Source organism: Streptomyces varsoviensis, from assembly GCF_000718635.1.
Lineage (GTDB): Bacteria > Actinomycetota > Actinomycetes > Streptomycetales > Streptomycetaceae > Streptomyces > Streptomyces varsoviensis.
The window spans coordinates 73,309-98,814 of sequence record NZ_JOBF01000034.1 but is presented as its reverse complement, the minus strand read 5'-3'; the positions used below and the strand labels follow the sequence as shown (position 1 = coordinate 98,814).

The window sequence follows — 25,506 nt, the reverse complement described above, 5'->3', positions numbered from 1 at the left end:
TGCGCCCGGGCTCGGCCTCGTCCCCGGTCCCGCCTGCGCGGCCTCGCTCGGCCCCGGTCGCCCGGCGTCGCCCGCGAGCCGCCGCGCCGGGCGCGCCGGCCGGCAGCGGCGTCAGCCCAGCAGCGGCAGGTGGTCCGTGAGGTCCGCGCGCTCCCCGCTCGCCGAGACCGTGCCGGCCTCGACCGCGCTGATCCAGTCCGTACGGCCGGTGGCGAGCCGGATCCAGGTCAGCGGGTCGGTCTCGACGACGTTGGGCGGGGTGCCGCGGGTGTGGCGGGGGCCCGCCACGCACTGGACGACCGCGAAGGGCGGCACGCGTACCTCGACGGAGCCGCCGGGCGCCGCGGCGGCGAGCGCGTCGGCGAGCAGCCGGGTGACGGCGGCCAGCGCCTGCCGGTCGTGGGAGACGGCGGTGCCGGTCGCGGCCGTCAGGTCGTCCGCGTGCACGACGGTCTCCAGCAGCCGCGTCACCAGGAAGTCGTTGACGGTCATGGCCCCGTACTCGGTGGGCACGAGGGCCGTGCGGCCGGTCTCGGCGACGGCTGCCGTCAGGCGGTCGACGGCCTTGTCCAGCCGGGCGGCGACGGCCCGCGGCCCCGACTCCCCCGCCGCGGCGAGTTCGGCGCTCTCGGCCGCCGTCGCCGCCGCGATGTCCTCGGCCTGTTCGCGGAGCGCGGCCAGATAGCGCTGGAGGTCCAGGTCGGCCGCGGCGGGCGCGGGCCGCTCGGCGAGGGCGCGCGGCAGCGTCTCCAGGCAGACCGCGATGTGCACGATCAGATCGCGCACCGTCCACTCCCCCAGTCGGCTGCGCGCCGCGAGCAGCGGCTCCGCGTCGGGCGCGGCGCACAGCGTGCCCACCGCGCCGCGGATCGCGCGCAGTTGGCCGTCGAGGGCGGCGCGCACCTTGGCGGGGTCGTACGTACGGGCACGGGGCTTGCGCTGAGCGGGAGGCATGGACCCGACCTTAGGGCCTGCGTCGTTTCCCCGTCGGGTCGGCGGACCGCGGCCGGCCCGCGCGCCTCGGTCACCCGGCCGCCTGCGACGCGGGCCGGCGGCCGGCCGTTCTCAGCCCTCGGCCGGTCTCATTCCTCGGCCGGTCTCATTCCTCGGCCGTGCTCAGCCCCCGGCTGTTCTCAGCCCTCGGCCGGTTCGGTGGCGCCGGTCTCGGCCAGTGCGGCGGCGATGGCCTCCGCCAAGGCAGCGGGCCGTGACAGGAACGGGGAGTGGGAGGAGTCGAGTTCGGTCACGGTGGTCGGCGCGTCGGAGACGGCGTCGATCTCCTTGATGATGCGGCGCTGGAGCGCCGCGGGGATCACGTTGTCCCGCTCGCAGAGCACGTACGCGTGCGGGATGCCGCCGTAGCGCCCCGCGGTGACGGTCAGTTCGGCGCTGGGGAACCCGATCGGGGCGTCCGGGCGCAGGAGAGCGATCGCGGCGTCCGCGGTCCGGTCGTCGACGTCGCCGTAGAAGGTCTCCTTGAGCTCGTCGCGCCTGGCCGGGTCGCGGGTGTCGATGCGCACGGCGCCGACCGCGGCCGGGTCCGCCGCGATCAGCCGGTTCACCTTCTCGCCGGCGTTCTCCGGGCACGTGTTGTAGAAGCCCGCCGGCGCCCCGGCCACCGGGGCGAACGCCGCCACGTAGACGATCCCGGCCACGAGCTCCGGGGCGAGCTCCGCGGCCGCGGTGGCGATCACGCCGCCCATGCTGTGCGCGACGACGAGGCACGGCCGCCCGGCGCCGATCGCGCGTATCCGCTCGACGAGATCGGCCGCCGCCGAGGCGGCGGTGATGTCCGCCACGGGTGACGGTTCCGTGGCGAACGCCGCCGCGTCGAACGGGCGCGCCGCGTGGCTCCGCGGCGCCGCCGCGCGCAGCCCGTGCCCTTCGAGATCGATCGCGGTCGACGGGATGCCGCGGGCGGCCAACTGCTCGCTCACGGGGCTCCAGCACCAACTGCCGTGCCAGAAACCGTGTACCAGTACGACGGGCGGGGGCTTCTGCATCTCTTCCTCTGTTCTTGGCGGTTACTCGGCGATGGCGGTCTTCCCGACGGTCGCGCCGACCGTGAATGCCTCGCCGTTGCGGGGTACTCCGACGCCGTGCCAGCGGAACGGGATGCCCCGGGCGGTGTCCAGGTCCGGGCCGTCCATGAGCTGGAAGTGCACGTGCGGCTCGCTGGAGTTGCCGGAGTTGCCGCACCGGGCGACGGGCTGGCCCGCGCGCACCGTCTCGCCCTCGCGTACGGTCAGCGAGCCGCGCTGGAGGTGAGCGTACATGGCGTACGTACCGCCGCCGAGGTCGAGGACGAGGTGGTTGCCGACGAGCTTTCCGGCGCCGCCGACCTCGCGGATGGAGCCCTCGAAAAAGAGGAGGTAGAGGGCCGAGAGGACGGAGGTGCGGCTGAGGTGGTCGCGGGCGCGGTCGGTCGCCCGTACGACCGTGCCGTCGGCGACGGCGGTCAGGGGCGCGCCGAAGCCGGGGAAGTCGCGGTTGCGCCGCGCGATGGGCCACCAGCCGGGGCCGGGGCGGGGGTGCTCGTCGGACTCCGCCACGATGTCGATCGCGTACGCCTGGCCGTAGGCGCGGGTGCCGTGGCTGGGGACCTTGTCGGCGGGGCTGTTGAGCGCCGTCCAGCGGCCGGTGACGGGCGGGGCGACCTCGACGGGGTCGGTCGGCGGGCCGTCGTCGGCGGCGGGTTTGCGGTTCGGGGCGAGGGTGAGGACGAGGGCTGCCGCGACGGGGACCCACGTCCACCAGAAGGGGTAGTCGGCGAAGAAGCGCGCGATCACCATCGCGAAGAAGATCAGCCAGCAGCAGCGTCCGGCGACCATGCTGAGTTTGCGGACGGACATCGTTCCCCCTGGGTTCGGTTGGTTCGGTTGGTTGGGTGCGTACGGCCGGCGGGCCGTTCCGGTCGGCGGTGCGGCGGGCGCGGTCGGTCGGCCCGCCGGGTCGGGCGGCGGCTCAGGGCTGGGCGGCGGCCAGCATCACGAGGAGTGGGACCACCCGGACGGCGGGGATCTCGTAGTGGCCCCGGGCCGGCGTGTGCAGCCAGCCAGCGGCGCTGAGCTGCCGCAGGTGGTGGTAGATCTGGCCGGTGGTGCCGATGCCGTCGAGTTCGGTCAGCGCCGCGACGGTGTCGCGGCCGTCGAGGATCTCCCGCAGCAGCCGCAGCCGCACGGCCTGGCCCAGCGCGGCGAACGACTCCGCCGCCGCCGACCAGTCCGCGTCCAGGACGGCATCGGTGGTCAGCCCGTACTGCCACTCGTACCGCAGCCCCGTCGGCGTCCGTACGGCCCCGGTGAACAGCACCCCGCCCGCCTCCGCCCCGCCCTCGGCGAGCCGCCCCTTCAGCCCTTCCAGCGCCCAGAAGTCCCCGCCGTCCGCTTCCCGCCCGGCGACAGCCCCCGCGGACGACCCATCGCCGCCCCGCTCCTCCAGTACCGCGAGCCGTCTCTCCAGCTCCGCCACACGCTCTTCAAGATCCACACTTCAGAACTTACGTACTTACGTAGAATCCGGCAACCCCTACGGAAATCCCGAAACACCGACGGCCCGCCCCAGCCCGGGGCGGGCCGTACCCTCCGGGGGGACGAATGGAGGCCGCCATGCCCGAACCCGAACCCCCCACCCCCGCCGAACTGGCCGCCCAGGCCCGCGCCATGCTGCGGGAGTGGAGCGGGTACGACCCGACCGAGGCCGAGGAGGCGGCGGCGGACGCCGAATTGGAACGGCGTCTGGCCGAGGCGATGAACCGCTGAGCCGCGCGCTCCGGAAAACGCCGACGGCCCGCTCCCTTCGCGGGAGCGGGCCGTCGGTGGGTGCGGCGAAGGTCGGGGTCAGGTCAGGAGGGACGGGATGGTGGACTCGTGGGCTTCGCGGAGTTCGGCCAGGGGCAGGGTGAACTGGTCCTGGACGGTGATGTCCGTGCCGTCGATCACGCCGATGCGGGCGGCGGGGAGGCCGCGGGCGCCGCACATGTCGTTGAAGCGGACCTCCTCGCTGCGCGGGACGGCGACGATGGCGCGGCCCGCGGACTCGGAGAAGAGGAAGACGAAGGGGTCCAGGCCGTCGGGGACGACGATCCGGGCGCCCTTGCCGCCGCGCAGGCAGGACTCGGCGAGGGCCTGGATCAGGCCGCCGTCGGAGAGGTCGTGCGCGGCGTCCACCATGCCGTCGCGGGAGGCGGAGATCAGGATCTCCGCGAGGAGCTTCTCCCGCTCCAGGTCCACCTTGGGCGGCAGCCCGCCGAGGTGGCCGTGGACGACCTGGGACCAGGCCGAGCCGCCCAGTTCCTCCTTCGTGTCGCCGAGGAGGTAGATGAGCTGGCCCTCCTCCGCGAACGCGACCGGCGTGCGGCGGCTGACGTCGTCGATGACGCCGAGCACCGCGACCACCGGCGTCGGGTGGATGGCCGTGTCCCCGGTCTGGTTGTAGAGGGAGACGTTGCCGCCGGTCACCGGGGTGCCGAGCGCCAGGCAGCCGTCCGCGAGCCCCCGGGTGGCCTCCGCGAACTGCCACATGACGGCCGGGTCCTCGGGCGAGCCGAAGTTGAGGCAGTCGGAGACGGCCAGGGGCCGCGCGCCCGTGGCGGCGACGTTGCGGTACGACTCGGCCAGCGCGAGCTGCGCGCCCGTGTACGGGTCCAGCTTGGCGTACCGGCCGTTGCCGTCCGTGGCGATCGCGACGCCGAGGTTGGTGTCCGGGTCGATCCGCACCATGCCGGAGTCCTCCGGCTGCGCCAGCACCGTGTTGCCCTGCACGAACCGGTCGTACTGGTCCGTGACCCACGCCTTCGACGCCTGGTTCGGGGACGAGACGAGCTGGAGGACCTGCGCGCGCAGCCCGTCGCCCGTGGCCGGGCGCGGCAGCTTCGCGGCGTCGTCGGCCTGGAGCGCGTCCTGCCACTCGGGACGGGCGTACGGACGCTCGTACACCGGCCCGTCATGCGCGACGGAGCGCGGCGGCACGTCCACGATCTGCTCGCCGTGCCAGAAGATCTCCAACTGCGAGCCGTCCGTCACCTCGCCGATGACGGTGGCGATGACGTCCCACTTCTCGCAGATCTCCAGGAAGCGGTCGGCCTTGTCGGGCTCGACGATCGCGCACATGCGTTCCTGCGACTCGCTCATGAGGATCTCCTCGGGCGAGAGGGAGGAGTCGCGCAGCGGCACCGTGTCCAGCTCGACGCGCATGCCGCCGCTGCCGGCGCTGGCCAGCTCGGACGTGGCGCAGGACAGGCCCGCGCCGCCGAGGTCCTGGATGCCCGCGACGAGCTTCTCGGCGAAGATCTCCAGGGTGCACTCGATGAGGAGCTTCTCCTGGAAGGGGTCGCCGACCTGGACGGCGGGCCGCTTCGCCGGTTTTGCGTCGTCGAAGGTCTCGGAGGCCAGTACCGAGACGCCGCCGATGCCGTCGCCGCCGGTCCGGGCCCCGTACAGGATGACCTTGTTGCCCGCGCCGGACGCCTTCGCGAGGTGGATGTCCTCGTGCTTCATGACGCCGATGCAGCCGGCGTTGACCAGCGGGTTGCCCTGGTAGCAGGCGTCGAAGACGACCTCGCCGCCGATGTTGGGCAGGCCCAGGCAGTTGCCGTAGCCGCCGATGCCCGCGACGACGCCCGGCAGGACGCGCTTGGTGTCGGGGTGGTCGGCGGCGCCGAAGCGCAGCGGGTCCACGACGGCGACGGGGCGCGCGCCCATGGCGAGGATGTCGCGGACGATGCCGCCGACGCCGGTGGCCGCGCCCTGGTAGGGCTCGACGTACGAGGGGTGGTTGTGCGACTCGACCTTGAAGGTGACCGCGTAGCCCTGGCCGACGTCGACGACGCCCGCGTTCTCGCCGATCCCGACGAGCATCGCGTCGTTGGCCGGGGCCTTCTCGCCGAACTGCCGCAGATGGACCTTGCTGCTCTTGTACGAGCAGTGCTCGGACCACATGACGGAGTACATGGCCAGCTCGGCGCCGGTCGGGCGGCGGCCGAGGATCTCGCGGATACGCGCGTACTCGTCCGGCTTCAGGCCGAGTTCGGCCCACGGCTGCTCGGCGTCCGGGGTCTGCTCGGCATGCTTGACGGTGTCGAGAGTCATATCAGGCGCTCACCAACTGCTTCAGAACCGAGGTGAAGAATCCGAGGCCGTCCGTGCGGCCCGTGCCGATCAGCGGCTCCACCGCGTGCTCGGGGTGCGGCATCAGGCCGACGACGTTGCCCGCCGCGTTGGTGATGCCGGCGATGTCGCGCAGCGAGCCGTTGGGGTTCATCCCGAGATAGCGGAATGCGACGCGCCCCTCGGCCTCCAACTCGTCGAGGGTGCGCTCATCGGCGACGTACCGGCCGTCGATGTTCTTCAGCGGGATGCTGATTTCCTGCCCGGCCTCATACGAGTTCGTCCAGGCCGTGTCCGCGTTCTCCACCCTCAGCCGCTGGTCGCGGCAGATGAAGTGCAGATGGTTGTTGCGCAGCATCGCGCCGGGCAGCAGGTGCGACTCGGTGAGGATCTGGAAGCCATTGCAGATGCCGAGTACCGGCAGCCCTTGCCGGGCGCCCTCGATGATCATCTCCATGACCGGCGAGAAACGCGAAATGGCGCCCGCGCGGAGGTAGTCGCCATAGGAGAAGCCGCCGGCCAGTACGACGGCGTCGACCTGCTTGAGGTCCTTGTCGCGGTGCCACAGCTCCACCGCCTCCCCGCCGGCCAGCCGGATCGCGCGCTGGGTGTCGCGGTCGTCGAGCGTGCCGGGGAAGGTGACCACGCCGATACGGGCGTTCCCGAGGCCCGTAGGCCCGGCGGCCGTGCTGGATGTGGCGGTCATGAGTCGACCCGGACGGTGAAGTCCTCGATGACGGTGTTCGCGAGGAACGTCTCGGCCATCTCGTGGATACGGGCGAGGGCGGCGTCGTCGAGCGGCCCCTCCACTTCGAGTTCGAAGCGCTTGCCCTGACGGACGTCGGCGATCCCCTCGAAACCCAGGCGTGGCAGTGCGCGGTGCACCGCCTGCCCCTGCGGGTCGAGGATCTCCGGCTTGAGCATGACGTCGACTACGACGCGTGCCACTGGCACTCCCGGTGGTGTGGTGCGTAAGGCGGTCCCGCCAGCGTACCCGCCCCGAAAATCTACTCGCGTAGATATGATGGGGCGCACACCGTCCCAACTCCCGCCGCACGGACGCGTTCAGGCATCGCCGCGGGTATGCCCCTGGGAAAATTCCGGGAAAAACGTACTGTCCGGATTGCGGAGGGACACGCGGGCGGAATTAACTGGGCTTCACAATGCAATGTCTCTCGCTGTACAAATGAAAAAGCATTGATCCGTGACAACCGACCCCAGCGCATCTCCGCACGTCCTCGCGGAGCTGCTGGCCGAAAGGACCGATTTTCGTGGCGCAGCGCGTAGTGGTCACACTCTCCGACGACATCGACGGCGGGGAAGCCGCGGAGACGGTTACCTTCGGCCTCGACGGGAAGTCGTACGAGATCGACCTCAACACCGCCAATGCGAAGAAACTGCGCGTGGCACTGGCCCCGTATCTGGAGGCCGGCCGCAAGCAGTCCCGCTCCGGCAAGGTCTACCGGCGCACCGCCGTCGCCCCCGACCCGGCCGCCGTACGCGCCTGGGCCCGCTCGCACGGCATGGACGTACCGCCCCGCGGTCGCATCCCCAAGAAGGTCTACGAGGCTTTCAACGCCGCCGCCTGAAGCCGATTTGCATGACACCCCAGGTGATCCGCTAGAGTCTGGAGCACGCCGAGGGGCCGGGCCGGAAAAGGGCCGGGACTCACGGATCACGCGGGTGTAGCTCAGTAGTAGAGCGCCCCCTTTCCAAGGGGGAGGCGCAGTGTGCGATTCCTGTCACCCGCTCTCATCTCCCCGGACCGTGTAAGCGGCCCGGCGGGAGTGGTGAAAGTGCCGGTCGGTGCGAGCCGACCGGATACCTGCGGACGTAGCTCAGTTGGTAGAGCACCACCTTGCCAAGGTGGATGTCGCGAGTTCGAGTCTCGTCGTCCGCTCAGAGAACGAGGGCCCGGTCTCCTGGAGACCGGGCCCTCGTCGTGTTCCCGCTCGTCGGCGGCGCGCTCCTGCCGTACAGCCGCCGTGCTGTGCAGCCGCCGTGCCGTGCAGCCGCCGTACCGTCCCGGCACATGACATTCGTCAATCGGACTGATGACAGCTTGCACTGACGATCTCACCGCCCCCACGGAACCCTTGAACCATGGACTTCGGGGAGAACGTGATCGACGTCACGGGGCTGCGCCGCCGCTACGGGCCGCCCGGCGACGAGAAGAAGGGCTTCGAGGCGGTGCGGGACATCTCGTTCCGGGTGGGGCGCGGCGAGCTGTTCGCGCTGCTGGGGACGAACGGGGCGGGCAAGACCTCCACCGTGGAGCTGATCGAGGGCCTGGCCCGGCCGAGCGGCGGCACGGTGCGGGTGCTGGGCCACGATCCGTACGGGGAGCGGCGGGCGGTGCGGCCGCGGATCGGGGTGATGCTCCAGGAGGGCGGGTTCCCGGCCGAGTTGACCGTGGCCGAGACCGTACGGATGTGGGCGGGGTGCACGAGCGGGGCGCGGCCGGTGGCCGAGGCGCTGGAGCTGGTCGGGCTGGCGGACCGGCGGACCGTACGGGTCAAGCAGCTCTCCGGCGGCGAGCGGCGGCGGCTGGACCTGGCGCTGGCGCTGCTGGGGCGGCCCGAGGTGCTCTTCCTCGACGAGCCGACGACGGGGCTCGACCCGGAGGCCCGGCACGCGACCTGGCACCTGGTGCGCGAGCTGCGCGAGAGCGGCACGACCGTCCTGCTGACCACGCACTATCTGGAAGAGGCCGAGGAACTGGCCGACCGGGTCGCGATCATGGACAAGGGCCGGATCGCGGCCTCCGGGACGCTCGCCGAGGTGATCGCCGCGCACCCCGCCCGCATCCGCTTCACGCTGCCCGAGGGGTGGTACGTCGGCGATCTGCCGCCGCTGGCCGAGCTGGGAGTGGACAGCTACGAGCAGACCGGCCGCGGCATCGAGCTGCGCACCAGAGAGCTCCAGCGGTCGCTGACCGGGCTGCTGCTGTGGGCCCGTGACAAGGACGTGGAGCTGGACGGGCTGGACCCACGGACCGCCTCGCTGGAAGAGGCGTTCCTGTCGATCGCGGGGAGGGCCGCCTGATGGCCGTGACGGAACGCGGAGAAGCGACGGGGCCGGGGGCGGCGGGGCCTGCTCCCCGGGGCGCGGCGGCGGTCGTGGCGACGCGGCTGCTGGCCCTGGGCCGCGCCGAGGCGACGCTGCTGAAGCGCAACAAGACCGCGCTGTACGTGGCGCTGCTGATGCCGGTCCTCATGGTGTGGGCGATGCACTCGGCGACGGCCAAGCTCGACCTGGAGAAGACCGGGATGTCGGCCAACGAGGCGTCGATCACCGGGGCGTTCGGCTTCGTGCTGCTCTTCGCCGTCTACCAGAACCTGTCCGGCGCGTTCGTCGCCCGGCGCGAGGAGCTGGTGCTCAAGCGGCTCCGTACGAGCGAGGCGGGCGACGCCGAGATACTGGCGGGCTCCGCGCTGCCCGCCGTGGGCGTGGCGCTCGCGCAGTGCGTGGTGCTGGTGGTGGCGGGCGCGGCCTGGCTCCATCTGCGCGTGCCGGCCCGGCCCGATCTGCTGATCGCGGGGTTCGTGCTGGGCGTCGTCCTGTTCGTGGCGCTGGCCGCGGTGACCGCGACGGGCGCGAGGACGGCGGAGAGCGCGCAGCTCCTGTCGACGCCGCTGCTGCTGCTCTCGGTGGCGGGCTCGGGGGTGGCCGTGCCGCTGAAGGTGATGCCGGACCTCGTCGCGGACATCTGCGAGCTGCTGCCGATGACGCCCGTCGTGGAGCTGATGCGCGGCGGCTGGCTCGGCACCCTCGGGCTGTACGAGACGGTGGGGCACCTGGCGACCGCGCTGGCCTGGGTCGTGATCGCCGTGTTTGCTGTACGCAAGTGGTTCCGCTGGGAATCGCGGCGATGAGGCGATGACAGGCCGGTGGGTCCGGCTCGACTGGGGGTAGGGGCGGATGTTCGGGCGAGGGGCGGAGCGGGTGCGGTGGCGGAACCGGACCAAGGTCTCGCAGTCCGACTGCTACACGCGCTGGACGCTGTACACCGTCCCGTGGTTCTTCCTCGTGATGGGCGCCCTCTCGTTGGTCGGCGACACCGAGCAGCCCGTGCTGGCGGGGGCGCTGATCGCGCTCGGCGTCGCCCAGTGCGCGTTCGGGGTCGACCTGACCCGGCGGGCGCTGGCCTGCTACCTCGGCCAGGACGGGCCCCCGCGGCGGCAGCTCGCGGTCCACGCCGTGTTGCTGCTCGGCTCGCTGACCGTCCTGGTGGCCCTCGCCGCGCACGGCGAGCCCAAGGAGCCCGCCGGGGCCGGGTGGGTGCCGGTCGCCGGCCTGCTCCCGATCGGCGGCGCGGTCAGCCTGCTCGTACGGATACGCACGTACCTGCTCGGCAGCGTCGTGGCGGCGGCGCTGGTGGCGCTGGCGTTCATCCCCAGCGGCGTCCCCCGAGCCGATCTGGTGGCGGTGGGGGTGGCGGCCTTCTTCGTGGAGCTGTGGGTGCTCATGCTGGTGCGCTGTTCCGGGTGGCATCTGTCGGTGGTGTGGGAGCTGGATGTCGCGCGCGACGCCCAGGCGCGGCTGGCGGTCGCGGAGGAGCGGCTGCGGTTCGGCCGGGACATGCACGACGTGATGGGCCGCAACCTCGCGGTCATCGCCCTCAAGAGCGAGCTGGCCGTGCAGCTCGCGCGGCGCGGTTCGCCCGCCGCGCTGGACGAGATGACCGAGGTGCAGCGGATCGCGCGGGAGTCCCAGCGGGAGGTGCGGGACGTGGTGCGCGGCTACCGCGAGGCCGACCTGCACACGGAGCTGGCGGGCGCGCGGAGCGTGCTGGCCGCCGCCGGGATCGACTGCCGCGTCGACATGGGCGGGGTGGGCACGGCGGCGGGCGCCCGGGCCGAGGCGATGTCCGGGGGCCGGGGCGGGGGCGGGTCGGTCGCCGGGGGCGCGCTGCCGGGGGCGGTGCAGTCGGCGCTGGGCTGGGTCGTACGGGAGGGCACGACGAACGTCCTGCGCCATGCCGAGGCGTTGCACTGTGCTGTACGGGTGTCGGTGGCCGGGGGCGAGGGCGATGGCGGTACGGCGGTGCTGGTGATGGACAACGACGGGGTGCCCCCGGCCGGGTCAGCCGGCGGGGGCGGCTCCGGCCTCAACGGCCTCCGCGAGCGGCTCGCCGCCCTCGACGGCACGCTCACCGCCGAACACCGCCCGGGCGGCTCCTTCCGGCTGACGGCCCAGGTGCCGTTGGCCGCTGAGGCGGCCGGGGGTGCTGGCGGGGTCGTGGGTGTCCCGCCGCCGGGCACTGCGGCGGAGGTGGCGGGGCCGGCGGGGGCGCCCGGCCGCCGCCTCTCGCTGAGGGGCGCGGGCCGCAGTGCGGGGCGCACGGCTGAGGGGGCGCCGTAGGGGTGGGCGACGGCTGGGGTGGGCAGCGGGGGGAGGTGACGGAGCGAGCGGACGGGTGCGGCCCGGCCCCGGAAGGACCGGGCGGCGGCCGCTGGGCGGTTGAAGGAGAGCGGGTCATGGAGGAATACGGGTCGGCCGAGGAGCCGGAAGTGGGGACGGCCGAGGAGCCGGGCGCGGGGGCGGGTGGTGGGTCCGGCGTGGGAGCGGCCGGCATGGCAGGCGCGGGGACGGGCGGTGGGTCCGGTGCGGGGACGGGCGGTGGGTCCGGTGCCGGGACGGGCGGGGAGCCAGGCGTGGGGGCGGGGGCCGGGGCGGTTATTCGTGTGCTGCTTGCCGATGACGAGCATCTGATCCGGGGGGCGTTGGCCGCGCTGTTGCGGCTGGAGGACGATCTTCAGGTGGTGGCCGAGGCGGCGAGCGGGCCGGAGGCGGTGGCGATGGCGCGGGCGCACCGGCCGGACGTGGCAGTGCTGGATCTTCAGATGCCGGGGGCGGACGGTGTGAAGGTCGCCACATCTCTGCGGAGCGAACTGCCCGCCTGCCGCACCATGATCGTGACCAGTCATGGGCGGCCCGGCCATCTGAAGCGGGCCCTGGAGGCGGGGGCGCGGGGGTTCGTACCCAAGACGGTTTCGGCTCAGCAGCTCGCCGAGATCATCCGCACCGTGCACGCCGGAAGCCGTTACGTGGACCCGGAATTGGCTGCTGACGCCATTAGTTCCGGCGACTCCCCGCTCACCGCGCGCGAGGCGGAACTGCTGGAGCTGGCGGAGGACGGGGCGCCCATCGCGGAGATCGCCGAGCGGGCCGGACTGACGCAGGGAACCGTCCGCAACTACCTGTCGGCCGCCGCCGCGAAACTGGGTGCGGAGAACCGTCATGCCGCAGCGCGCACAGCGCGCGCCCAAGGTTGGCTATAGTTGGTCCCGCACCGCACGCACAGCGCGGCGCACGCGGACGTAGCTCAGTTGGTAGAGCACCACCTTGCCAAGGTGGATGTCGCGAGTTCGAGTCTCGTCGTCCGCTCAGAGAGCGAAGGCCCCAGCCGTTCACCGGCTGGGGCCTTCGGCGTTCTCCGGCGGGCCGCCGTGCGCCGCTCCCCTCGGCGTTCCGCCGGGGAAGCGCAGGCGGAAGCGTCGCCGTCCCCGAACGCCGGGCACCCTGTCCGGAGTTCTCCTCGCCCGCTCAGCTCAGATCTTGACGACGCGCGCGCCGGGACCGCACAGCGCGTGGAGGTCGTCGGGGTCCGAGGTCAGGACGGTCGCCGGCGCGGGCGAGGCGAGGGCGGTGGCGGCGACGATCGCGTCGAGGGCGTACTGGTGGCCGTGGAGCCCGGCCGCGGCGAGCAGCTTGCTCGCGTGCCGGGCGATGGCCTCGGTGGGCGGTACGACGTTGACGCGGGAGGCGGCGTAGTCGAAGCGGGCCTGGCTGGTGCGGGGGTCGCGGGCCTCGACGAGGGTGACCGAACTGATGACGACGCGCACGTCCTCCGCCTCGGCGGCGGCCAGCCATTCGGTGAGCCCGGGCGTGCGGCGCACCAGTTGGGAAAGGCCCTCGCGGTCCAGGACGAGCGTGCCGCTCACGCGGCGTCGGCCGAGCCGGCCGTGCCGCCGCGGAGGATCGCGCGCTTGGCCTCGACGGCGGCCTGGTCGGCCGGGCCGTGTTCGGCTTCCGCGTCGTCGATGAGTTCGCGCAGGCGGTCCCGCTCCAACTGGCGCTGGATGAGGGCTTCGACGTAGGCGGACATGCCGCGTCTGCCGGTGTGCGCCTTGAGGGCCGCGATGGTGCCCTCGTGGAGCGAGACGGAGACCGGGCGGATCGGGCCCTCACCCGGGGCCGGGGAATCAGCATCAGCCGAAGCAGCCATGGACCGATTTTAACAAAACTCTTGTTATTAGGGCGTGGCGGTGTCCCTCACGCCACGGAAACCGCTCGCCCCCGAGGCGCGGGCCGCGGCGGCCCCTACGTCCAGGGTTTGCCCGTGAGGCGCTCGTACGCCTCTACGTACTTGGCGCGGGTCTGGGCGACCGTTTCCGGGGGGAGGGGGGGCGGGGGCTGTTCGGTGTGGCGGTTCCAGCCCGAGGCGGGGGAGGTGAGCCAGTCGCGGATGAACTGCTTGTCGAAGGAGGCCTGGGGGCGGCCGGGCTGCCACTGGTCGGCGGGCCAGAAGCGGGAGGAGTCCGGGGTGAGGGCCTCGTCGGCGAGGATGAGCTGGTCGCCGTCGAAGCCGAACTCGAACTTGGTGTCGGCGAGGATGATGCCGCGCTCGCGCGCGATGTCGCGGGCGCGGGTGTAGACGGCGAGCGTGGTCTGGCGGAGCTGGGCGGCCGTCTCGGGGCCGACCCGGCGGGCCACTTCCTCGTAGCTGACGTTCTCGTCGTGCTCGCCGACCTCGGCCTTCGTGGCCGGGGTGAAGATCGGCGACGGCAGTTCGGAGCCGTCGACCAGCCCCTCGGGCAGGGCGAGCCCGCAGACCGTACGGGTCTTCTCGTACTCGGCCAGGCCGGAGCCGGTGAGGTAGCCGCGCGCCACGCACTCGACCTGCACCATCTCCAGCGGCTTGCAGACGAGCGTGCGCCCCTCCCAGTCGGCGGGCGCGCCCGCCGGGAGGTCCGTCGACAGGACGTGGTTGGGCACCAGGTCGGCGAGCTTGTCGAACCACCACAGGGAGAGCTGCGTGAGCACCCGCCCCTTGTCGGGGATCTCGGTGGGCAGCACCCAGTCGTAGGCGGAGGTGCGGTCGCTGGCGACCATCACCAGCTCGCCGCTGTCGTTGCGGTAGAGGTCGCGAACCTTCCCGGTGTGCAGATGCACAAGACCCGGCACCTCTACAGGATCGGGCTTCTCTACGAATCCGGACACGAGTCCTCCCGGTGGGTTGCTCCAAGGCCCCCGATTCTTCCCTATTCCGCCGCCCGACTTCCCGCGAGGGTCACTCCAATGCCTCTCCAATGCCTGCCGTGAGGAGAACGTACGTCATGCGCGGGTCGTAGCCCGCGCTGTTCGGAGCGGCAGCCGGAGGGGTGGCGTGTGCGGCAGCGAACGCGGCGCCGCCCCGCGGCCCCCGGCCGGGCCGAGTCGGGCCCGGTCGGCTCAGTCCCGTTTGCAGATCCGGTCGAGCAGGTTGGCCGTGGCGCGCTGGATGCGCGGGTCCACATGGCCGGGGCGGTCCAGCGCCGGGGACCACGCGAAGGTGCCCGAGGCGAAGACGAGGGCGCCGCTGGGCGCGCGGTACAGGGAGGTCTCCTGGTAGCGCGTGCTCCCCTCGCTGTCCTCGTACGGGGAGTGGGCGAGGAGGATGCGGCGGGTGTGCTCGGGCAGCGCCGTCCGCGGGTAGTAGCGGTCCGCCTCGCCCGCCACCAGGCCCGGCAGTTCCTCGCCCTCCCCCGCGCCGACCGCCTCCCACAGCCAGTGCCCGGCGTTGCGCACGACCAGGGGCGCGGGCTCCGGGACGCGCCCCGCGTACTGGATGCCCAGGAGCTGCTGCTCGGGGGCGGCGATCTCGCGCCACAGGGCGGCCCGGCCGGGGCCGCGGCGCTTGCGGCAGGTCAGCAGGCGGTCGGGGGTGCCGGCCGGTGAGGGGGCCAGCTCGACCTGCCAGTACATGGTGTTGGCGGAGAGGAAGACCAGCGAGGTGCCGGTGTCGCGGGCCTCCTCGACGGTCCGCCGCATGGGCGCGGACCAGTACTCGTCGTGGCCGGGGAAGACCAGGCCGCGGTAGCGGGCGGCGTCGACGCGGCCGGCGTGCAGGTCGCGGGTGTCGGCGTACGCGAGGTCGTAGCCGTACCGCTCGGCCCAGCGGATGAAGTCGTAGGCGTGCCCGACGTGCAGCGGCAGCCCCGCGCCCGCGTACGGGCGGTCGAAGGAGACGGTGACGGCGGCGTCCTCCTCGCCGAGGAGGCGGCCCTCGTCGTCCCACGCGTGGTAGAGGCTGGCGCCCGTGTGCCCGTCCTCCGGGTAGAGGTTGTACGCCTGCCAGGTGATGTCGGGGAGGACCAGCAGCAGGTCGGCGGGGTGGTCGTCGCGGACCGTGAAGGGGATGTGGCTGCGGTGGCCGTCGAGGGTGGTGAGCACGGCCACGTACGCGCCGAGGTTCCAGTACGTGGGGATCTGGAGCCGCCAGGAGAGCCACCAGTGGTGGCAGGAGACGGTCCGGTCGGCGGTGAGCGGAGGCGGCTGGACGATGCCGGACAGCCGCGGACTCGTGGTGATCTTCTTGGCGCCGTCGCCGCCGTAGTGGCCGATGCGGTAGATGTCCACGCTGAACTGCTGCGGCGGGTCCACGGTGATCCGGAAGTCGATGGCCTCGCCCGGCGCGGCCGAGCCCGTGGACGCGAACCCCTTGATCTGGCGGTGGACGTCGTCCGCCATCCGCGGGCCCCGGGTCCGCGGCGCCGGAATCCTCGTCGCCCCCGTGGCCGCCCCGGTGGCCGGGCCGTGCTCGACGTCCACGTACCAGGGGATGATCTGGCCGGTGTCGTCGAAGTAGTGCTCGCTCCCGCGCAGCCAGGGCACCGGGCCCTGGCCGAAGGGGTCCGAGACGGCGTGCGCCAGCGCACCCGACTCCCATCGGCGGATCTGCTCCGTTCCCACGTGCGTCCCCTCCCTGCGTGTCGCCGCGTCCCCGCCGTTCCGCGCCGCCGCCTCGCTCACCGCGCGCTCTCGCGCGCCGAACTGTCGCGGTTGTCGCTACGTACTCGTGCCGCCGCGTGCTATGTCGCTACGTACTCGTGCTGTCCCGTGCTCGTGACTCGTGCTCGTGCTCGTGACTCGTGCTCGTGACTCGTGGTCCGGCCGCGCACTCGTGGTCCTGCTGTGCGCCCGTGCCGCCGCGAGCCTGCTTCGTGCCCGTACCGCTCCGTGCTCGTCCTGCCGCGTACTCGTTCTGCCTGTCCCGTACTCGTCCTGTACTCGTCCCGTACTCGTCCCGTACTCGTCCCGTCGCGTGCTCGTATCGCCGCGCGATCGTACGGGCCGTCCGGTCCGAGCCCTGTCATCGAAGGCGGCGAGGCCCCAGCACATCACATAACGCACTCATATCGTCACCGCTCGTCGCTATTTTCCCGGCGGGTCGTCCTCCGCCCCGCAGCCGCGCCGACCGCCGGGCACCCTCGGACCCCCCGGTTTCACACCAGCCGGACGGGCTTCTCCGGGCGCACTCCGACCTCCGCCAGCCAGCCGCGCAACGGCCCGTCGTCGCCGTCCTCCACGAGGCTGAGGACGGGACCTGCCAGATCGCCGCGCCGCACCCCGTCGAACAGCAGCGCGGGCCCGTCCAGCCAGTCCAGGCCCGGCGACGCCCCCGCGGAGTCCATGGCCGCGCAGCACACCATCGCGGTCACGTGGTCGGTCAGCAGCTCACGGCCGGTGCGCGGCGGCTGCAGCGGGAAGGGCGGCGCGAGGCCGTCCAGCCACGGGTCGTCCGCCACCCGGTCGCCGGGCCCGGCCTCCCACGCGGCGGTCTCCCGCCGGGCCGCCTCCTGCCGGGCCGCCTGCTGGGCCATCTGCCGCTCGGCCGCCCGCTGCTGGGCGGCCTCCTCCCGCGCGACCTCGGCGGTGAGCCAGGCCGCCAGCCCGTCGCCGACGTCCGCACCGCCATCGGCGGAGGTGAGCCGCGCGATGACGCGCGCCAGCGTCGGCGCCGCGGGCGGCCCCGCATCGGCCACCGCCCCCTCCCGGTCCGCACCCCCGCCCACCGCGTCCGTACCCTCCCCCGCGCCATCGGCGGCAGCCGCGGGTAGTCCGTCCGTACGGGCTCCGGTACGGGCGTCCGTGGATGCCTCGATGTACGCGTCCGTACGGGCTTCGGTACGGGCGTCCGTACCGGCCTCGGTAGGAGCGTCCGTACGGCTCCCGGTACGGGCGTCAGCGCTGGCCTCCATACGCGCGTCCGTGGACGCCTCGATGTGCGCGTCCGTACGGGCCTCGGTACGGCCACCCATACGGGCTTCGCCCCACCCGCCCTCGCGGGCCTCGGTACGGCCGTCCGTACGGACCTCGGCCGACCCACCCGCGCGGGCGTCGATACGGCCACCCGTACGGGTCTCGGCACGTCCGTCCGTACGGGCGGGTGTACGCGCCGGGGTACGGGCTCCGGGCGAGGTGGCGCCCGACGAGGCGGCATCCGGTGAGCTGAGCTCCGGCGAGGCGGGACCGGGCGAGTCGGCGCCCGGCGGGGTGGGCTCCGGCGGCGCGGCGCCCGACGAGTCAGCGCCCGACGAGGTGGCACCCTCAGCGGCGGGACCGGACGAGGTGGCGCCCGGCGCGGCGGGCTCCGACGGCCCGGCGCCCGGCGAGACGGGACCCGCCGCAGCGGGGCCCAGCGAGGCGGCACCGGGCGATGCGGCATCCGGCGAGGCGGGCTCCAACGGCGCGGCACCCGGCGAAGTAACACCCGGCGCGGCGGCGCCCGGCGCGGCAGCGCTCGCCGCGGCGGTACCCGGCGCGGGACCGGGCGAGGCGGCGCCCGGCGAAGTGGCACCCGCCGCGGCGGTACCGGGTGCGGCGGAGCCCCGTGGCGGCGGGCTCAGCGGTGGGGCTTCCGGAGGTGGCGGGGCCGCCGGTGGGGGGACGTCGTCCAGGGCGCGGTGGAGGCGGGAAGCCTCTTGGCGCCATTTGCGGTCGACGACCTCCTCCGGGTACTGGCCCCAGGCCACCGGGGACCAGTCCGGGCCCGGCTCCGGCGGGCCGCCGTGGAAGAGCCGCGCGGCCAGCAGGGAGGTGGCCTCGTCGATGAGGCCGGGCTCCTCCAGGAGGTCGCAGGCGGGGCGCTCGCCGAGCCGGGTGGTGAACCCGTCGGCGAGGCGGTCGCGGCGGGACAGCTCGGTGAGCGCGGCGACGACGCCCGCGTCGAGCCGGGACGGCCAGCGGCCCATCCGCCACGCGGGCAGCGCCACCCGGGTCAGCAGCCGGTCCCAGCCCGCGTAGGCGAGGCCGACCTGTTCCTGGGCGACGATCCGCAGGCCGTAGTCCACGCTCTGGGCGCGCTCGGAGGCCGCCGCGGCGACGCCGCGCTCCATCTCGGCGGCGTGCACCCGGCACGAGCGCAGCAGCAGCCGGGCGACCCACCCGACGAACGCCAGCGCGGGTCTGCGCACGACGGCGAGCACGGCGGCGACCGGCCCGGTCGGCCGCCCCGCCGCGGCCCCGCGCCCATCGGCCGCCCAGCCGCCGATACCACCCACGCCGCCCACACCGCCCACGCCGGCCTTCCCGGCCGAGCCGACCGCGACGGCCGCGTCCAGCCCGCGCACGAAGCGGCGGGCCGCCGCTATGTCCGGGTTGGCGGAGGGTCCGGTGCCCGCGACGACGGGCGCGAGCAGCGCCCGCAGCTCGGCGACGCGCATCCACCACAGGAACGGCGAGCCGACGACCAGCACGGGCGCCGCCGCGGCGGCCTCCCGGCCCGCCCTACCGCCCCGGCGAACACGCCGGCCGCGCGCGCCGTGCGCCGGGTGCGTACGGTCCTCCAGCCAACTGTCGCAGTCCGGCGTCAGCGCTATCGCGGAGGGCGCCGGCACGCCGAGCCGGTCGGCGAGGTCGCGGACGAGGCGGTAGAGGTCGGGGGCGGTCTCCTCCGGCACGGGCACGGTGGGACTGCACGCGGGCCGGGCCCGTACGACCACGGCGGCGACGCCCGCCGCCAGCGCGAGGACGACGACGGCGACGCCGACCACCGTCCAGCGCACCGCGTCCCAACTGTCGCCGATGCGGCCCATGGCGCTGCCCGCGAGCAGCACGACGGCGACGGCGGCGGGGAGCAGCGCGACGGCCAGCGCGGCGCTGCGGACGCGCAGGACGGCGAGTGCCCTGCCGCGCGCCGCCTGGGCTCCTGCTTCCGGACCTGCCACGAGACCGATCACCCCCTGCTGCCTGCACTGTCGGTGGGTGTGCGAGGGCGTGTGCCGACGGCGGCGACGCCCACGTGCCCACTCTGGCACCGGCCACTGACAACGCAATGCCGGTGGGCCAGTTGCCGGATGGCTGCTGGCTTGCGCCGCACCCTAGTTGGGGGTGGGCCGCGCGTCAGCAGGACGGGGGCGCGGTCACTCGATGGAATGGCTTTGGGCAGAGAATCCGTCGTTCGTAGGAGGAATCCGTAGTAGGCGCCGGTCGGCCCCGGGAGCGCGGCGGAGCAGGAGCCCCGGCCCCGGGGCCCGTACCCGGCGCCGGTCGGCCCCGGGAGTCCGTAGTACGAGCCGGTCAGACCTGGGCAGCGGCCTCCGCCGCCCGTGCCGCGATGTCCGTGCGGTGGTGGGAGCCGTCCAGGCGCAGCCGGGAGACCGCCTCGTACGCGCGGGTCCGGGCCTCGCCCAGGTCCGCTCCGGAGGCCGTGACGGACAGGACGCGCCCGCCCGCGCTCACGACCCGCCCGGCGTCGTCGCGCTTGGTGCCCGCGTGCAGGACGTACGCGTGCGGGGCGTCCCGCTCGGCGACGTCGGCGAGGCCCTCGATCGCGTCGCCGGTGCGCGGCGTTCCCGGGTAGTTGTGCGAGGCCACGACGACCGTGACGGCCGCGCCCTCGCTCCAGCGCAGCGCGGGGAAGGCGGCCAGCTCACCGGTGGCGGCGGCGTACAGCAGCCCGGCCAGCGGGGTCTTGAGGCGGGCGAGGACGACCTGGGTCTCCGGGTCGCCGAACCGGGCGTTGAACTCGATGACCCGCACGCCGCGCGAGGTGATCGCGAGCCCCGCGTAGAGCAGCCCGGAGAACGGCGTGCCCCGGCGGCGCAGTTCGTCCACGGTGGGCTGGAGGACGGTCTGAAGGACCTCGTCGACGAGCTTCGGGTCGGCCCACGGCAGCGGCGAGTACGCGCCCATGCCGCCCGTGTTGGGCCCCTCGTCCCCGTCGAGGGCGCGCTTGAAGTCCTGGGCGGGGGACAGCGGTACGACCGTCTCGCCGTCCGTGACGGCGAAGAGCGAGACCTCCGGGCCGTCCAGGAACTCCTCGATGACGACCCTGCCGCAGGCCAGCGCGTGGGCGCGGGCCGCCTCGACGTCGTCGGTGACGACGACGCCCTTGCCGGCGGCCAGGCCGTCGTCCTTGACGACGTAGGGCGCGCCGAAGGCGTCGAGCGCCGCGTCGATCTCGGCCGGGCCGGCGCAGACGTACGAGCGCGCGGTGGGCACCTCGGCGGCGGCCATCACGTCCTTCGCGAAGGCCTTGGAGCCCTCCAGCCGCGCGGCCTCGGCCGAGGGGCCGAAGGCCGCGATGCCGCGCTCGCGCACGGCGTCCGCGACGCCCGCCACCAGCGGCGCCTCGGGGCCCACCACCACGAGGTCGGCCTGGAGCGCGAGGGCGAGTTCCGCGACGGCCGCGCCGTCGAGGGCGTCCACGGGGTGCACCGTCGCGATATCGGCGATCCCGGCGTTGCCTGGGGCGCAGTGCAGGGCGGTGACGTCGGGGTCGAGGGAGAGAGAGCGGCACAGGGCGTGTTCGCGGGCGCCGCCGCCGATGACGAGGACCTTCACGGGGTGCAGCCTACGGGAACGCCGTTTCGGTCACCGCGCGCACTCTTTTGAGTGAGGGGGCCCGTCGGCCTATACCCGATGCCGCACCACTTCCAGTGGGAAATTCCTCGATCTTGGGCTCAAGGCCAGCCGTTCGGCGGTAGGAATGGGGGCCTGCGCGTCAGCCGCCGGGCACCAAGCCATCGAGTCGTCGAGTCGTTGAGTCGTCGAGCCGTCAATCCGCCACAACATCACAGCGTCACGGCGTCACAGCGTCACAATGCCACCACCGCCACATCGTCACACCGCCACATCGTCACACAGGGAGCGCACGGGTGAGCCAGCCGGAGATGCAACCCGAGGGGCCACCACGGGAGGAGGGCGACCAGCAGGAGGAGCCGCGGCACGGCGACGGCGACGACCTGCGCGGCCGGCCCTTCCCGCTCGGCGACTGGGGTGAGCCCGCCGACCGGCTGGACGAGCTGTACCGCTGGGTTGAGGACGGCGCGCTGCGCGTCATCGCCTGGTACCTCGCGGACCGCGTGAACAAGCGCCGCTGGGCGCGCGTGCTGCGGGCGGGCGCCGCCCTCGGCGCGGTCGCGGGCGCGGCGCTGCCGCTGCTGGAACTGGCGGGCGTGCTGCACGGCGGCGCGGCCTGGGGGTTCGTGGGGCTGCTCGCGGCGGCGGCGTGCGTGGGCTGCGACCGGTTCTTCGGGCTGTCCTCGGGCTGGATGCGGCACGTGGCCACGGCGCAGGCCGTGCAACGCCGCCTCGGGGTGCTCCAGTTCGACTGGGCGTCGGAGAGCGTGCGCGAGGTGCTGGGCCCGACGGAGGGCACGGCGAGCGAGGCGGCCGAGCGCTGCCTGACGGTGCTGCGGCGGTTCTCGGAGGACGTGACGGAGCTCGTACGGTCGGAGACGGCGGACTGGATGGTGGAGTTCGGGTCCGGGACGGGGCCGCTGCTGCTCCAGTCGCTGGTGGCCTGGAACCCCCGGCCCGAGGGCGGCAGCCCCGTCACCCGCTTCCCGCTGCCGCCGGGCACCCGCCCGAACATGCCGCGCCAGCGGCCCCCGGAGCCGCCGCGCTGACACGCCGGGCAGGGCGTGCTCGCGCGGGGGGCTCCCGCGGAAGGGGTGCTCCCGCGGGCCGGTTCTAGCTGAAGACGATCATCGACCCCTGCCCCAGGCTGCGCGTCACGGCCGCGTGCAGCCCGAGCCATACGTGCCGTTCGCGCGCGAAGGGGTTGTCCTCGTACGGGCCCGGGGCCGCGGGCTCCTCCAGGCCGGTCGGGCGGGCCGGGGGCGCGGGCGGGGCGGGCGGGTTGGCGTGGTCGATGCCCAATACCGGGGCCACCGCCTCCAGTTCCCGCAGCAGTCCGTACGCGGAGCCCAAGGGGCCGCCGCCTTCGAGGAGTTCGTCGTTGGCGAGCGGGTGGGGGAAGTCGACGGGCACGTAGGCGCCCGCGTGGTCGTAGTGCCACACCAGGTGCGACTGCTGGGCCGTGGTCTCGAACATCTCCAGCAACTGCTCGTAGTCGCCGCCGAGTTCGTCGACCGGGGTGACGGCGAGTCCGCAGATGTGCAGGAGGTAGGCGCGGCGCAGGAAGTGCAGCGCGTCGTAGTCGAAGCCCGCCACGGGGGCGACGTCGCCGGACAGGCCGGGCATGTAGTTGTAGACCGGTATGGGCGGCAGCCCGGCCTCGCCGAGCGCCTTGTCGTAGGCGGCGAGCTCCTCGGCGAAGGGGTTGTCGGGGCTGTGGCACAGCACGTCTACGAGGGGGACCAGCCAGAGGTCACAGGCCACGTGAACTCACTCTCGTTCGCGTCGATGCGATGGTCGGGCAAGCGTAGTGCGGGCGGGCGGCGCATCACACAGTGCGTGCGGCGGCGATTACGGCACGGCTTCGGGTCAGCTCTCGGGCGCTGGCCCCGTGCCTAAATCCGTGCCCGGCAGCCCCGTGGGCCGTCCCGGCGGTCGCGGCGGGGCGTCGACGAGGGCGAGCGAGTGCGCGTTGTACGCCGTGATGATCCGCCCCACCGCGCCCGGGTCCCGTCCGACCACGGCCTCGACGAGTTCGATGTGGCCGTGCCACAGCCGGCCGCGCAGCTCCGGGAGGCGCCGCAGCCGCGGCACGGTGAAGATCCAGCTCTGGATCCGCACCCGGTCCAGAAAGTCCATGATGTACGGGTTTCCGATGAGGCCCGCGAGTTCGCGCCAGAACCGCAGGTCGTACCCGATGAGGATGTCGAGGTCGCCCGTGCGCGCGGCGCGGCTCGCCTCCTCGGCCCGGCGGCGCACGGAGGCCAGCGCGCTCGGCGTGGAGGACCGTACCGCGCACTCGGCGGAGCAGCGGAAGATCCCCTCGACTATCAGGGTGCGGGCCTCGATCATGTCGCGGAAGTCCTGGGAGGAGAACTCGTGCACCCTAAAGCCGCGGTGCTGTTCGACGTCGAGGAGTCCTTGGGCGGACAGGTCCAGCAGCGCCTCACGGACCGGGGTGGCGGAGACTCCGTACTGTTCGGCGATCTCCTTGACCGTGAAATGGCGGCCGGGCGGCAGCCGTCCCGCGAGCACTTCGTCGCGGAGCGCGTCGGCGATCTGCGCGCGCAGCGTGGTGCGCAGTACTGCGCCGCCCTTTGCTGAGTTCCCTGACATCTGCGCCTCTCGTCGTCGCGCACACACGATATGCGAGGCGCGTTGCGGAGGCTGCTTCACCGCCGCGCATGACGCAGGCCGCGCCGTCTCGGGGGGGGGAGAGACGGACGCGGCCTGCGGGTGAGGGGGCGGATGCCGGGACGTACGGGCGCGGCCCGCGCGGGAGAGGGGCCGGAGCCGTATCGGCGTCAGGAGGGGCCGGAGCCGTATCGGCGTCAGACCGTGAACTCGTCCGCCACGTTCAGGGCGGCGTCGAGCAGCGCGAGCCCTTCCTTGGCCTCGGCCTCGGAGGTGGTGCAGGGCGGGCAGACGTGGGTGCGGTTCATGTTCACGAAGGGCCACAGGCCGGACTTCTTGCAGGCGGCGCCGAAGGCGGCCATCGCCGCGTTCGCCTCGCCCGACGCGTTGTACGGCACCAGCGGCTCGCGCGTCTCCCGGTCCCGTACCAGCTCCAGCGCCCAGAACGCGCCGACGCCGCGCAGCTCGCCCACCGAGGGGTGGCGCTCGGCGATCTCGCGCAGCCCCGGCTCCAGGACCCGGGCGCCGAGGTCGGCGGCCTTGCCGACGATGCCCTCCTCCGCCATCACGTTGATGGTGGCGACGGCGGCGGCGCAGGCCAGGGGGTGGCCGGAGTAGGTGAGGCCGCCGGGGTAGGGGCGGGTCTCGAAGGTGGCGGCGATCTCCGCCGAGATGGCGACGCCGCCGAGCGGTACGTAGCCGGAGTTGACGCCCTTGGCGAAGGTCATGAGGTCCGGGACGACGTCGAAGAGGTCGGCGGCGAACCACTCGCCCGTACGCCCGAAGCCCGCCATCACCTCGTCGAGGATGAAGACGATGCCGTAGCGGTCGCAGATCTCGCGGACGCCGGCGAGGTAGCCGGGCGGCGGGATCATGATGCCGGCCGTGCCGGGGATGGTCTCCAGGATGATCGCGGCGATGGAGCCGGGCCCCTCGTAGGCGATGGTGTCCTCAAGGTGCTGGAGCGCGCGGTCGCGCTCTTCCGTCTCGTTCCGCGCGTGGAAGGGCGAGCGGTAGAGGAAGGGCGCCCAGAAGTGCACGACGCCCGCCGACGCGGTGTCGGACGGCCAGCGGCGCGGGTCGCCGGTGAGGTTGATCGCGGCGGCGGTCGCGCCGTGGTACGAGCGGTAGGCGGACAGCACCTTCGCGCGGCCGGTGTGCAGCCGGGCCATCCGTACCGCGTTCTCGACGGCCTCCGCGCCGCCGTTGGTGAAGAAGATCTTGTCGAGGTCGCCGGGGGTGCGCTCGGCGATCAGCCGCGCCGCCTCGGACCGCGACTCCACGGCGAAGGCGGGCGCGAAGGTGGTGAGCTTCCCGGCCTGCTCCTGGATCGCGGCGACGACCTTCGGGTGCTGGTACCCGATGTTGGTGAAGACGAGGCCGCTGGAGAAGTCGAGGTAGCGGTTGCCGTCGTAGTCCCAGAAGTACGAGCCCTCGGCGCCCGCCACGGCCAGCGGGTCGATGAGTCCCTGCGCCGACCAGGAGTGGAAGACGTGCGCGCGGTCGGCGGCCTTCACGGCGGCGCCGACGGCGGGGTCGGGCTGGGCGGTGGCCTGCTGCTGAGGCTGCGTGCTCACAGTCGGATACCTCGAATCGGTTCGGGGCGCTCGGGCCCGCCGGGGGTGGGAGACGGACACCGCCAGGGTAGGGACCAGGGGGAAGGGCCGATACCGGCAGTGTGTATGGCAGTCGTCACGGAGCCGGACACACTGCCGAGCCGCGCGCGGCGGACCTGCGCACTGCCGAGCCGCGTGCCGCCGAACCGCACGCTGCCGACCCGCACGCCCCGGTGAGGGCATCCCCCGCCCGGGGACCGGGTTCTCCCCAGGCGAAGCCGGGGGCCTGCTCCAGTGCCCCGGGGGAGCCATGTGCCGTGGAATACCGGGGACAGACCACCTGACTCCCATCGTTCGTG

Annotated in this window: 23 protein-coding genes and 3 tRNA genes; 10 read left to right on the top strand and 16 right to left on the bottom strand. The window is 73.5% G+C overall.

Annotated features, from left to right (window positions below):
* Positions 1 to 111 precede the first annotated feature (111 nt).
* From IF55_RS32985 to IF55_RS32970, 4 genes are all read right to left on the bottom strand, one after another.
* A complete protein-coding gene (locus IF55_RS32985) occupies positions 112 to 954 on the bottom strand; it encodes a sterol carrier family protein (RefSeq protein WP_030888945.1) in 843 nt (280 codons plus the stop codon).
* A 179-nt stretch (positions 955 to 1,133) separates the two neighbouring features.
* Positions 1,134 to 2,003, bottom strand: coding sequence for an alpha/beta hydrolase (locus tag IF55_RS32980; RefSeq protein ID WP_030888948.1), 870 nt, complete (start codon positions 2,001 to 2,003; stop codon positions 1,134 to 1,136).
* A 21-nt stretch (positions 2,004 to 2,024) separates the two neighbouring features.
* The gene (locus IF55_RS32975) at positions 2,025 to 2,852 is read right to left on the bottom strand and encodes a murein hydrolase activator EnvC family protein (protein ID WP_030888953.1); all 828 of its coding nucleotides are present in this window, start codon (positions 2,850 to 2,852) and stop codon (positions 2,025 to 2,027) included.
* A 112-nt stretch (positions 2,853 to 2,964) separates the two neighbouring features.
* Positions 2,965 to 3,489, bottom strand: a complete 525-nt coding sequence (locus IF55_RS32970) for a winged helix-turn-helix domain-containing protein (RefSeq protein ID WP_030888956.1) — start codon at positions 3,487 to 3,489, stop codon at positions 2,965 to 2,967.
* Between the two features lie 119 nt (positions 3,490 to 3,608).
* On the opposite strand from IF55_RS32970, the gene IF55_RS39600 reads away from it, so the two are divergent.
* Positions 3,609 to 3,761 carry a hypothetical protein gene (locus IF55_RS39600; RefSeq protein WP_157854528.1) on the top strand — a complete coding sequence of 51 codons (153 nt, stop codon included), beginning with the start codon at positions 3,609 to 3,611 and terminating at the stop codon, positions 3,759 to 3,761.
* 78 nt (positions 3,762 to 3,839) lie between these two features.
* On the opposite strand, the gene purL is transcribed toward IF55_RS39600, so the two are convergent.
* The 3 genes from purL to purS are packed head-to-tail and all read right to left on the bottom strand — an operon-like array spanning position 3,840 to position 7,055.
* Positions 3,840 to 6,089, bottom strand: coding sequence for a phosphoribosylformylglycinamidine synthase subunit PurL (purL, locus tag IF55_RS32965; RefSeq protein ID WP_030888957.1), 2,250 nt, complete (start codon positions 6,087 to 6,089; stop codon positions 3,840 to 3,842).
* A 1-nt stretch (position 6,090) separates the two neighbouring features.
* Positions 6,091 to 6,813 (bottom strand): phosphoribosylformylglycinamidine synthase subunit PurQ, encoded by a 723-nt coding sequence (gene purQ, locus IF55_RS32960; protein ID WP_048832965.1) that lies wholly within the window; start codon positions 6,811 to 6,813, stop codon positions 6,091 to 6,093.
* Positions 6,810 to 7,055, bottom strand: coding sequence for a phosphoribosylformylglycinamidine synthase subunit PurS (purS, locus tag IF55_RS32955; RefSeq protein ID WP_030888963.1), 246 nt, complete (start codon positions 7,053 to 7,055; stop codon positions 6,810 to 6,812). Before purS ends, purQ begins: the two co-directional genes overlap by 4 nt.
* Before the next feature lie 323 nt (positions 7,056 to 7,378).
* Between purS and IF55_RS32950 the strand changes: the two genes are divergently transcribed.
* The 8 genes from IF55_RS32950 to IF55_RS32915 all read left to right on the top strand — a co-directional run bounded on the left by IF55_RS32950 (position 7,379) and on the right by IF55_RS32915 (position 12,497).
* Positions 7,379 to 7,696 (top strand): histone-like nucleoid-structuring protein Lsr2, encoded by a 318-nt coding sequence (locus IF55_RS32950; RefSeq protein ID WP_030888966.1) that lies wholly within the window; start codon positions 7,379 to 7,381, stop codon positions 7,694 to 7,696.
* A gap of 90 nt (positions 7,697 to 7,786) precedes the next feature.
* Positions 7,787 to 7,858: transfer RNA gene (locus IF55_RS32945), tRNA-Gly, on the top strand.
* Positions 7,859 to 7,934: 76 nt separating this feature from the next.
* Positions 7,935 to 8,007 (top strand) — tRNA-Gly (locus IF55_RS32940).
* Between the two features lie 203 nt (positions 8,008 to 8,210).
* The gene (locus IF55_RS32935; protein WP_030888969.1) at positions 8,211 to 9,152 is read left to right on the top strand and encodes an ABC transporter ATP-binding protein; all 942 of its coding nucleotides are present in this window, start codon (positions 8,211 to 8,213) and stop codon (positions 9,150 to 9,152) included.
* On the top strand, positions 9,152 to 9,982 hold the full coding sequence (locus IF55_RS32930) for an ABC transporter permease (RefSeq protein ID WP_078645662.1): 831 nt from the start codon (positions 9,152 to 9,154) through the stop codon (positions 9,980 to 9,982). The genes IF55_RS32935 and IF55_RS32930 overlap by 1 nt, the downstream gene beginning before the upstream one ends.
* A 70-nt stretch (positions 9,983 to 10,052) precedes the next feature.
* Complete coding sequence (locus IF55_RS32925) at positions 10,053 to 11,471, top strand: sensor histidine kinase (protein WP_048832964.1); 1,419 nt, start codon at positions 10,053 to 10,055, stop codon at positions 11,469 to 11,471.
* Between the two features lie 293 nt (positions 11,472 to 11,764).
* A complete protein-coding gene (locus IF55_RS32920) occupies positions 11,765 to 12,391 on the top strand; it encodes a response regulator transcription factor (RefSeq protein WP_030888977.1) in 627 nt (208 codons plus the stop codon).
* Between the two features lie 33 nt (positions 12,392 to 12,424).
* Positions 12,425 to 12,497: transfer RNA gene (locus IF55_RS32915), tRNA-Gly, on the top strand.
* 164 nt (positions 12,498 to 12,661) lie between these two features.
* On the opposite strand, the gene IF55_RS32910 is transcribed toward IF55_RS32915, so the two are convergent.
* The 6 genes from IF55_RS32910 to purD form a co-directional block, all read right to left on the bottom strand.
* A complete protein-coding gene (locus IF55_RS32910) occupies positions 12,662 to 13,054 on the bottom strand; it encodes a type II toxin-antitoxin system VapC family toxin (protein ID WP_030888980.1) in 393 nt (130 codons plus the stop codon).
* The gene (locus tag IF55_RS32905; RefSeq protein ID WP_030888982.1) at positions 13,051 to 13,338 is read right to left on the bottom strand and encodes a hypothetical protein; all 288 of its coding nucleotides are present in this window, start codon (positions 13,336 to 13,338) and stop codon (positions 13,051 to 13,053) included. The genes IF55_RS32910 and IF55_RS32905 overlap by 4 nt, the downstream gene beginning before the upstream one ends.
* Positions 13,339 to 13,433: 95 nt before the next feature.
* Positions 13,434 to 14,333, bottom strand: a complete 900-nt coding sequence (locus tag IF55_RS32900) for a phosphoribosylaminoimidazolesuccinocarboxamide synthase (RefSeq protein ID WP_030888986.1) — start codon at positions 14,331 to 14,333, stop codon at positions 13,434 to 13,436.
* Between the two features lie 231 nt (positions 14,334 to 14,564).
* Complete coding sequence (locus IF55_RS32895; RefSeq protein ID WP_030888989.1) at positions 14,565 to 16,064, bottom strand: N,N-dimethylformamidase beta subunit family domain-containing protein; 1,500 nt, start codon at positions 16,062 to 16,064, stop codon at positions 14,565 to 14,567.
* 533 nt (positions 16,065 to 16,597) lie between these two features.
* Positions 16,598 to 19,333: a hypothetical protein gene (locus IF55_RS41020; RefSeq protein WP_037966604.1), complete on the bottom strand. Its 2,736-nt coding sequence runs from the start codon at positions 19,331 to 19,333 to the stop codon at positions 16,598 to 16,600.
* A gap of 340 nt (positions 19,334 to 19,673) precedes the next feature.
* Positions 19,674 to 20,939, bottom strand: a complete 1,266-nt coding sequence (purD, locus tag IF55_RS32885) for a phosphoribosylamine--glycine ligase (protein WP_030888994.1) — start codon at positions 20,937 to 20,939, stop codon at positions 19,674 to 19,676.
* Positions 20,940 to 21,253: 314 nt separating this feature from the next.
* On the opposite strand from purD, the gene IF55_RS32880 reads away from it, so the two are divergent.
* Complete coding sequence (locus IF55_RS32880) at positions 21,254 to 22,006, top strand: SLATT domain-containing protein (protein ID WP_030888997.1); 753 nt, start codon at positions 21,254 to 21,256, stop codon at positions 22,004 to 22,006.
* Positions 22,007 to 22,070: 64 nt separating this feature from the next.
* Here the strand turns inward: IF55_RS32880 and IF55_RS32875 are convergent, their stop codons facing one another.
* From IF55_RS32875 to IF55_RS32865, 3 genes are all read right to left on the bottom strand, one after another.
* The gene (locus IF55_RS32875; protein WP_048832963.1) at positions 22,071 to 22,721 is read right to left on the bottom strand and encodes a hypothetical protein; all 651 of its coding nucleotides are present in this window, start codon (positions 22,719 to 22,721) and stop codon (positions 22,071 to 22,073) included.
* Positions 22,722 to 22,826: 105 nt separating this feature from the next.
* Positions 22,827 to 23,573 (bottom strand): GntR family transcriptional regulator, encoded by a 747-nt coding sequence (locus tag IF55_RS32870; protein WP_078645658.1) that lies wholly within the window; start codon positions 23,571 to 23,573, stop codon positions 22,827 to 22,829.
* A 215-nt stretch (positions 23,574 to 23,788) separates the two neighbouring features.
* Complete coding sequence (locus IF55_RS32865) at positions 23,789 to 25,168, bottom strand: aspartate aminotransferase family protein (protein WP_037966606.1); 1,380 nt, start codon at positions 25,166 to 25,168, stop codon at positions 23,789 to 23,791.
* Between the last annotated feature and the right edge of the window lie 338 nt (positions 25,169 to 25,506).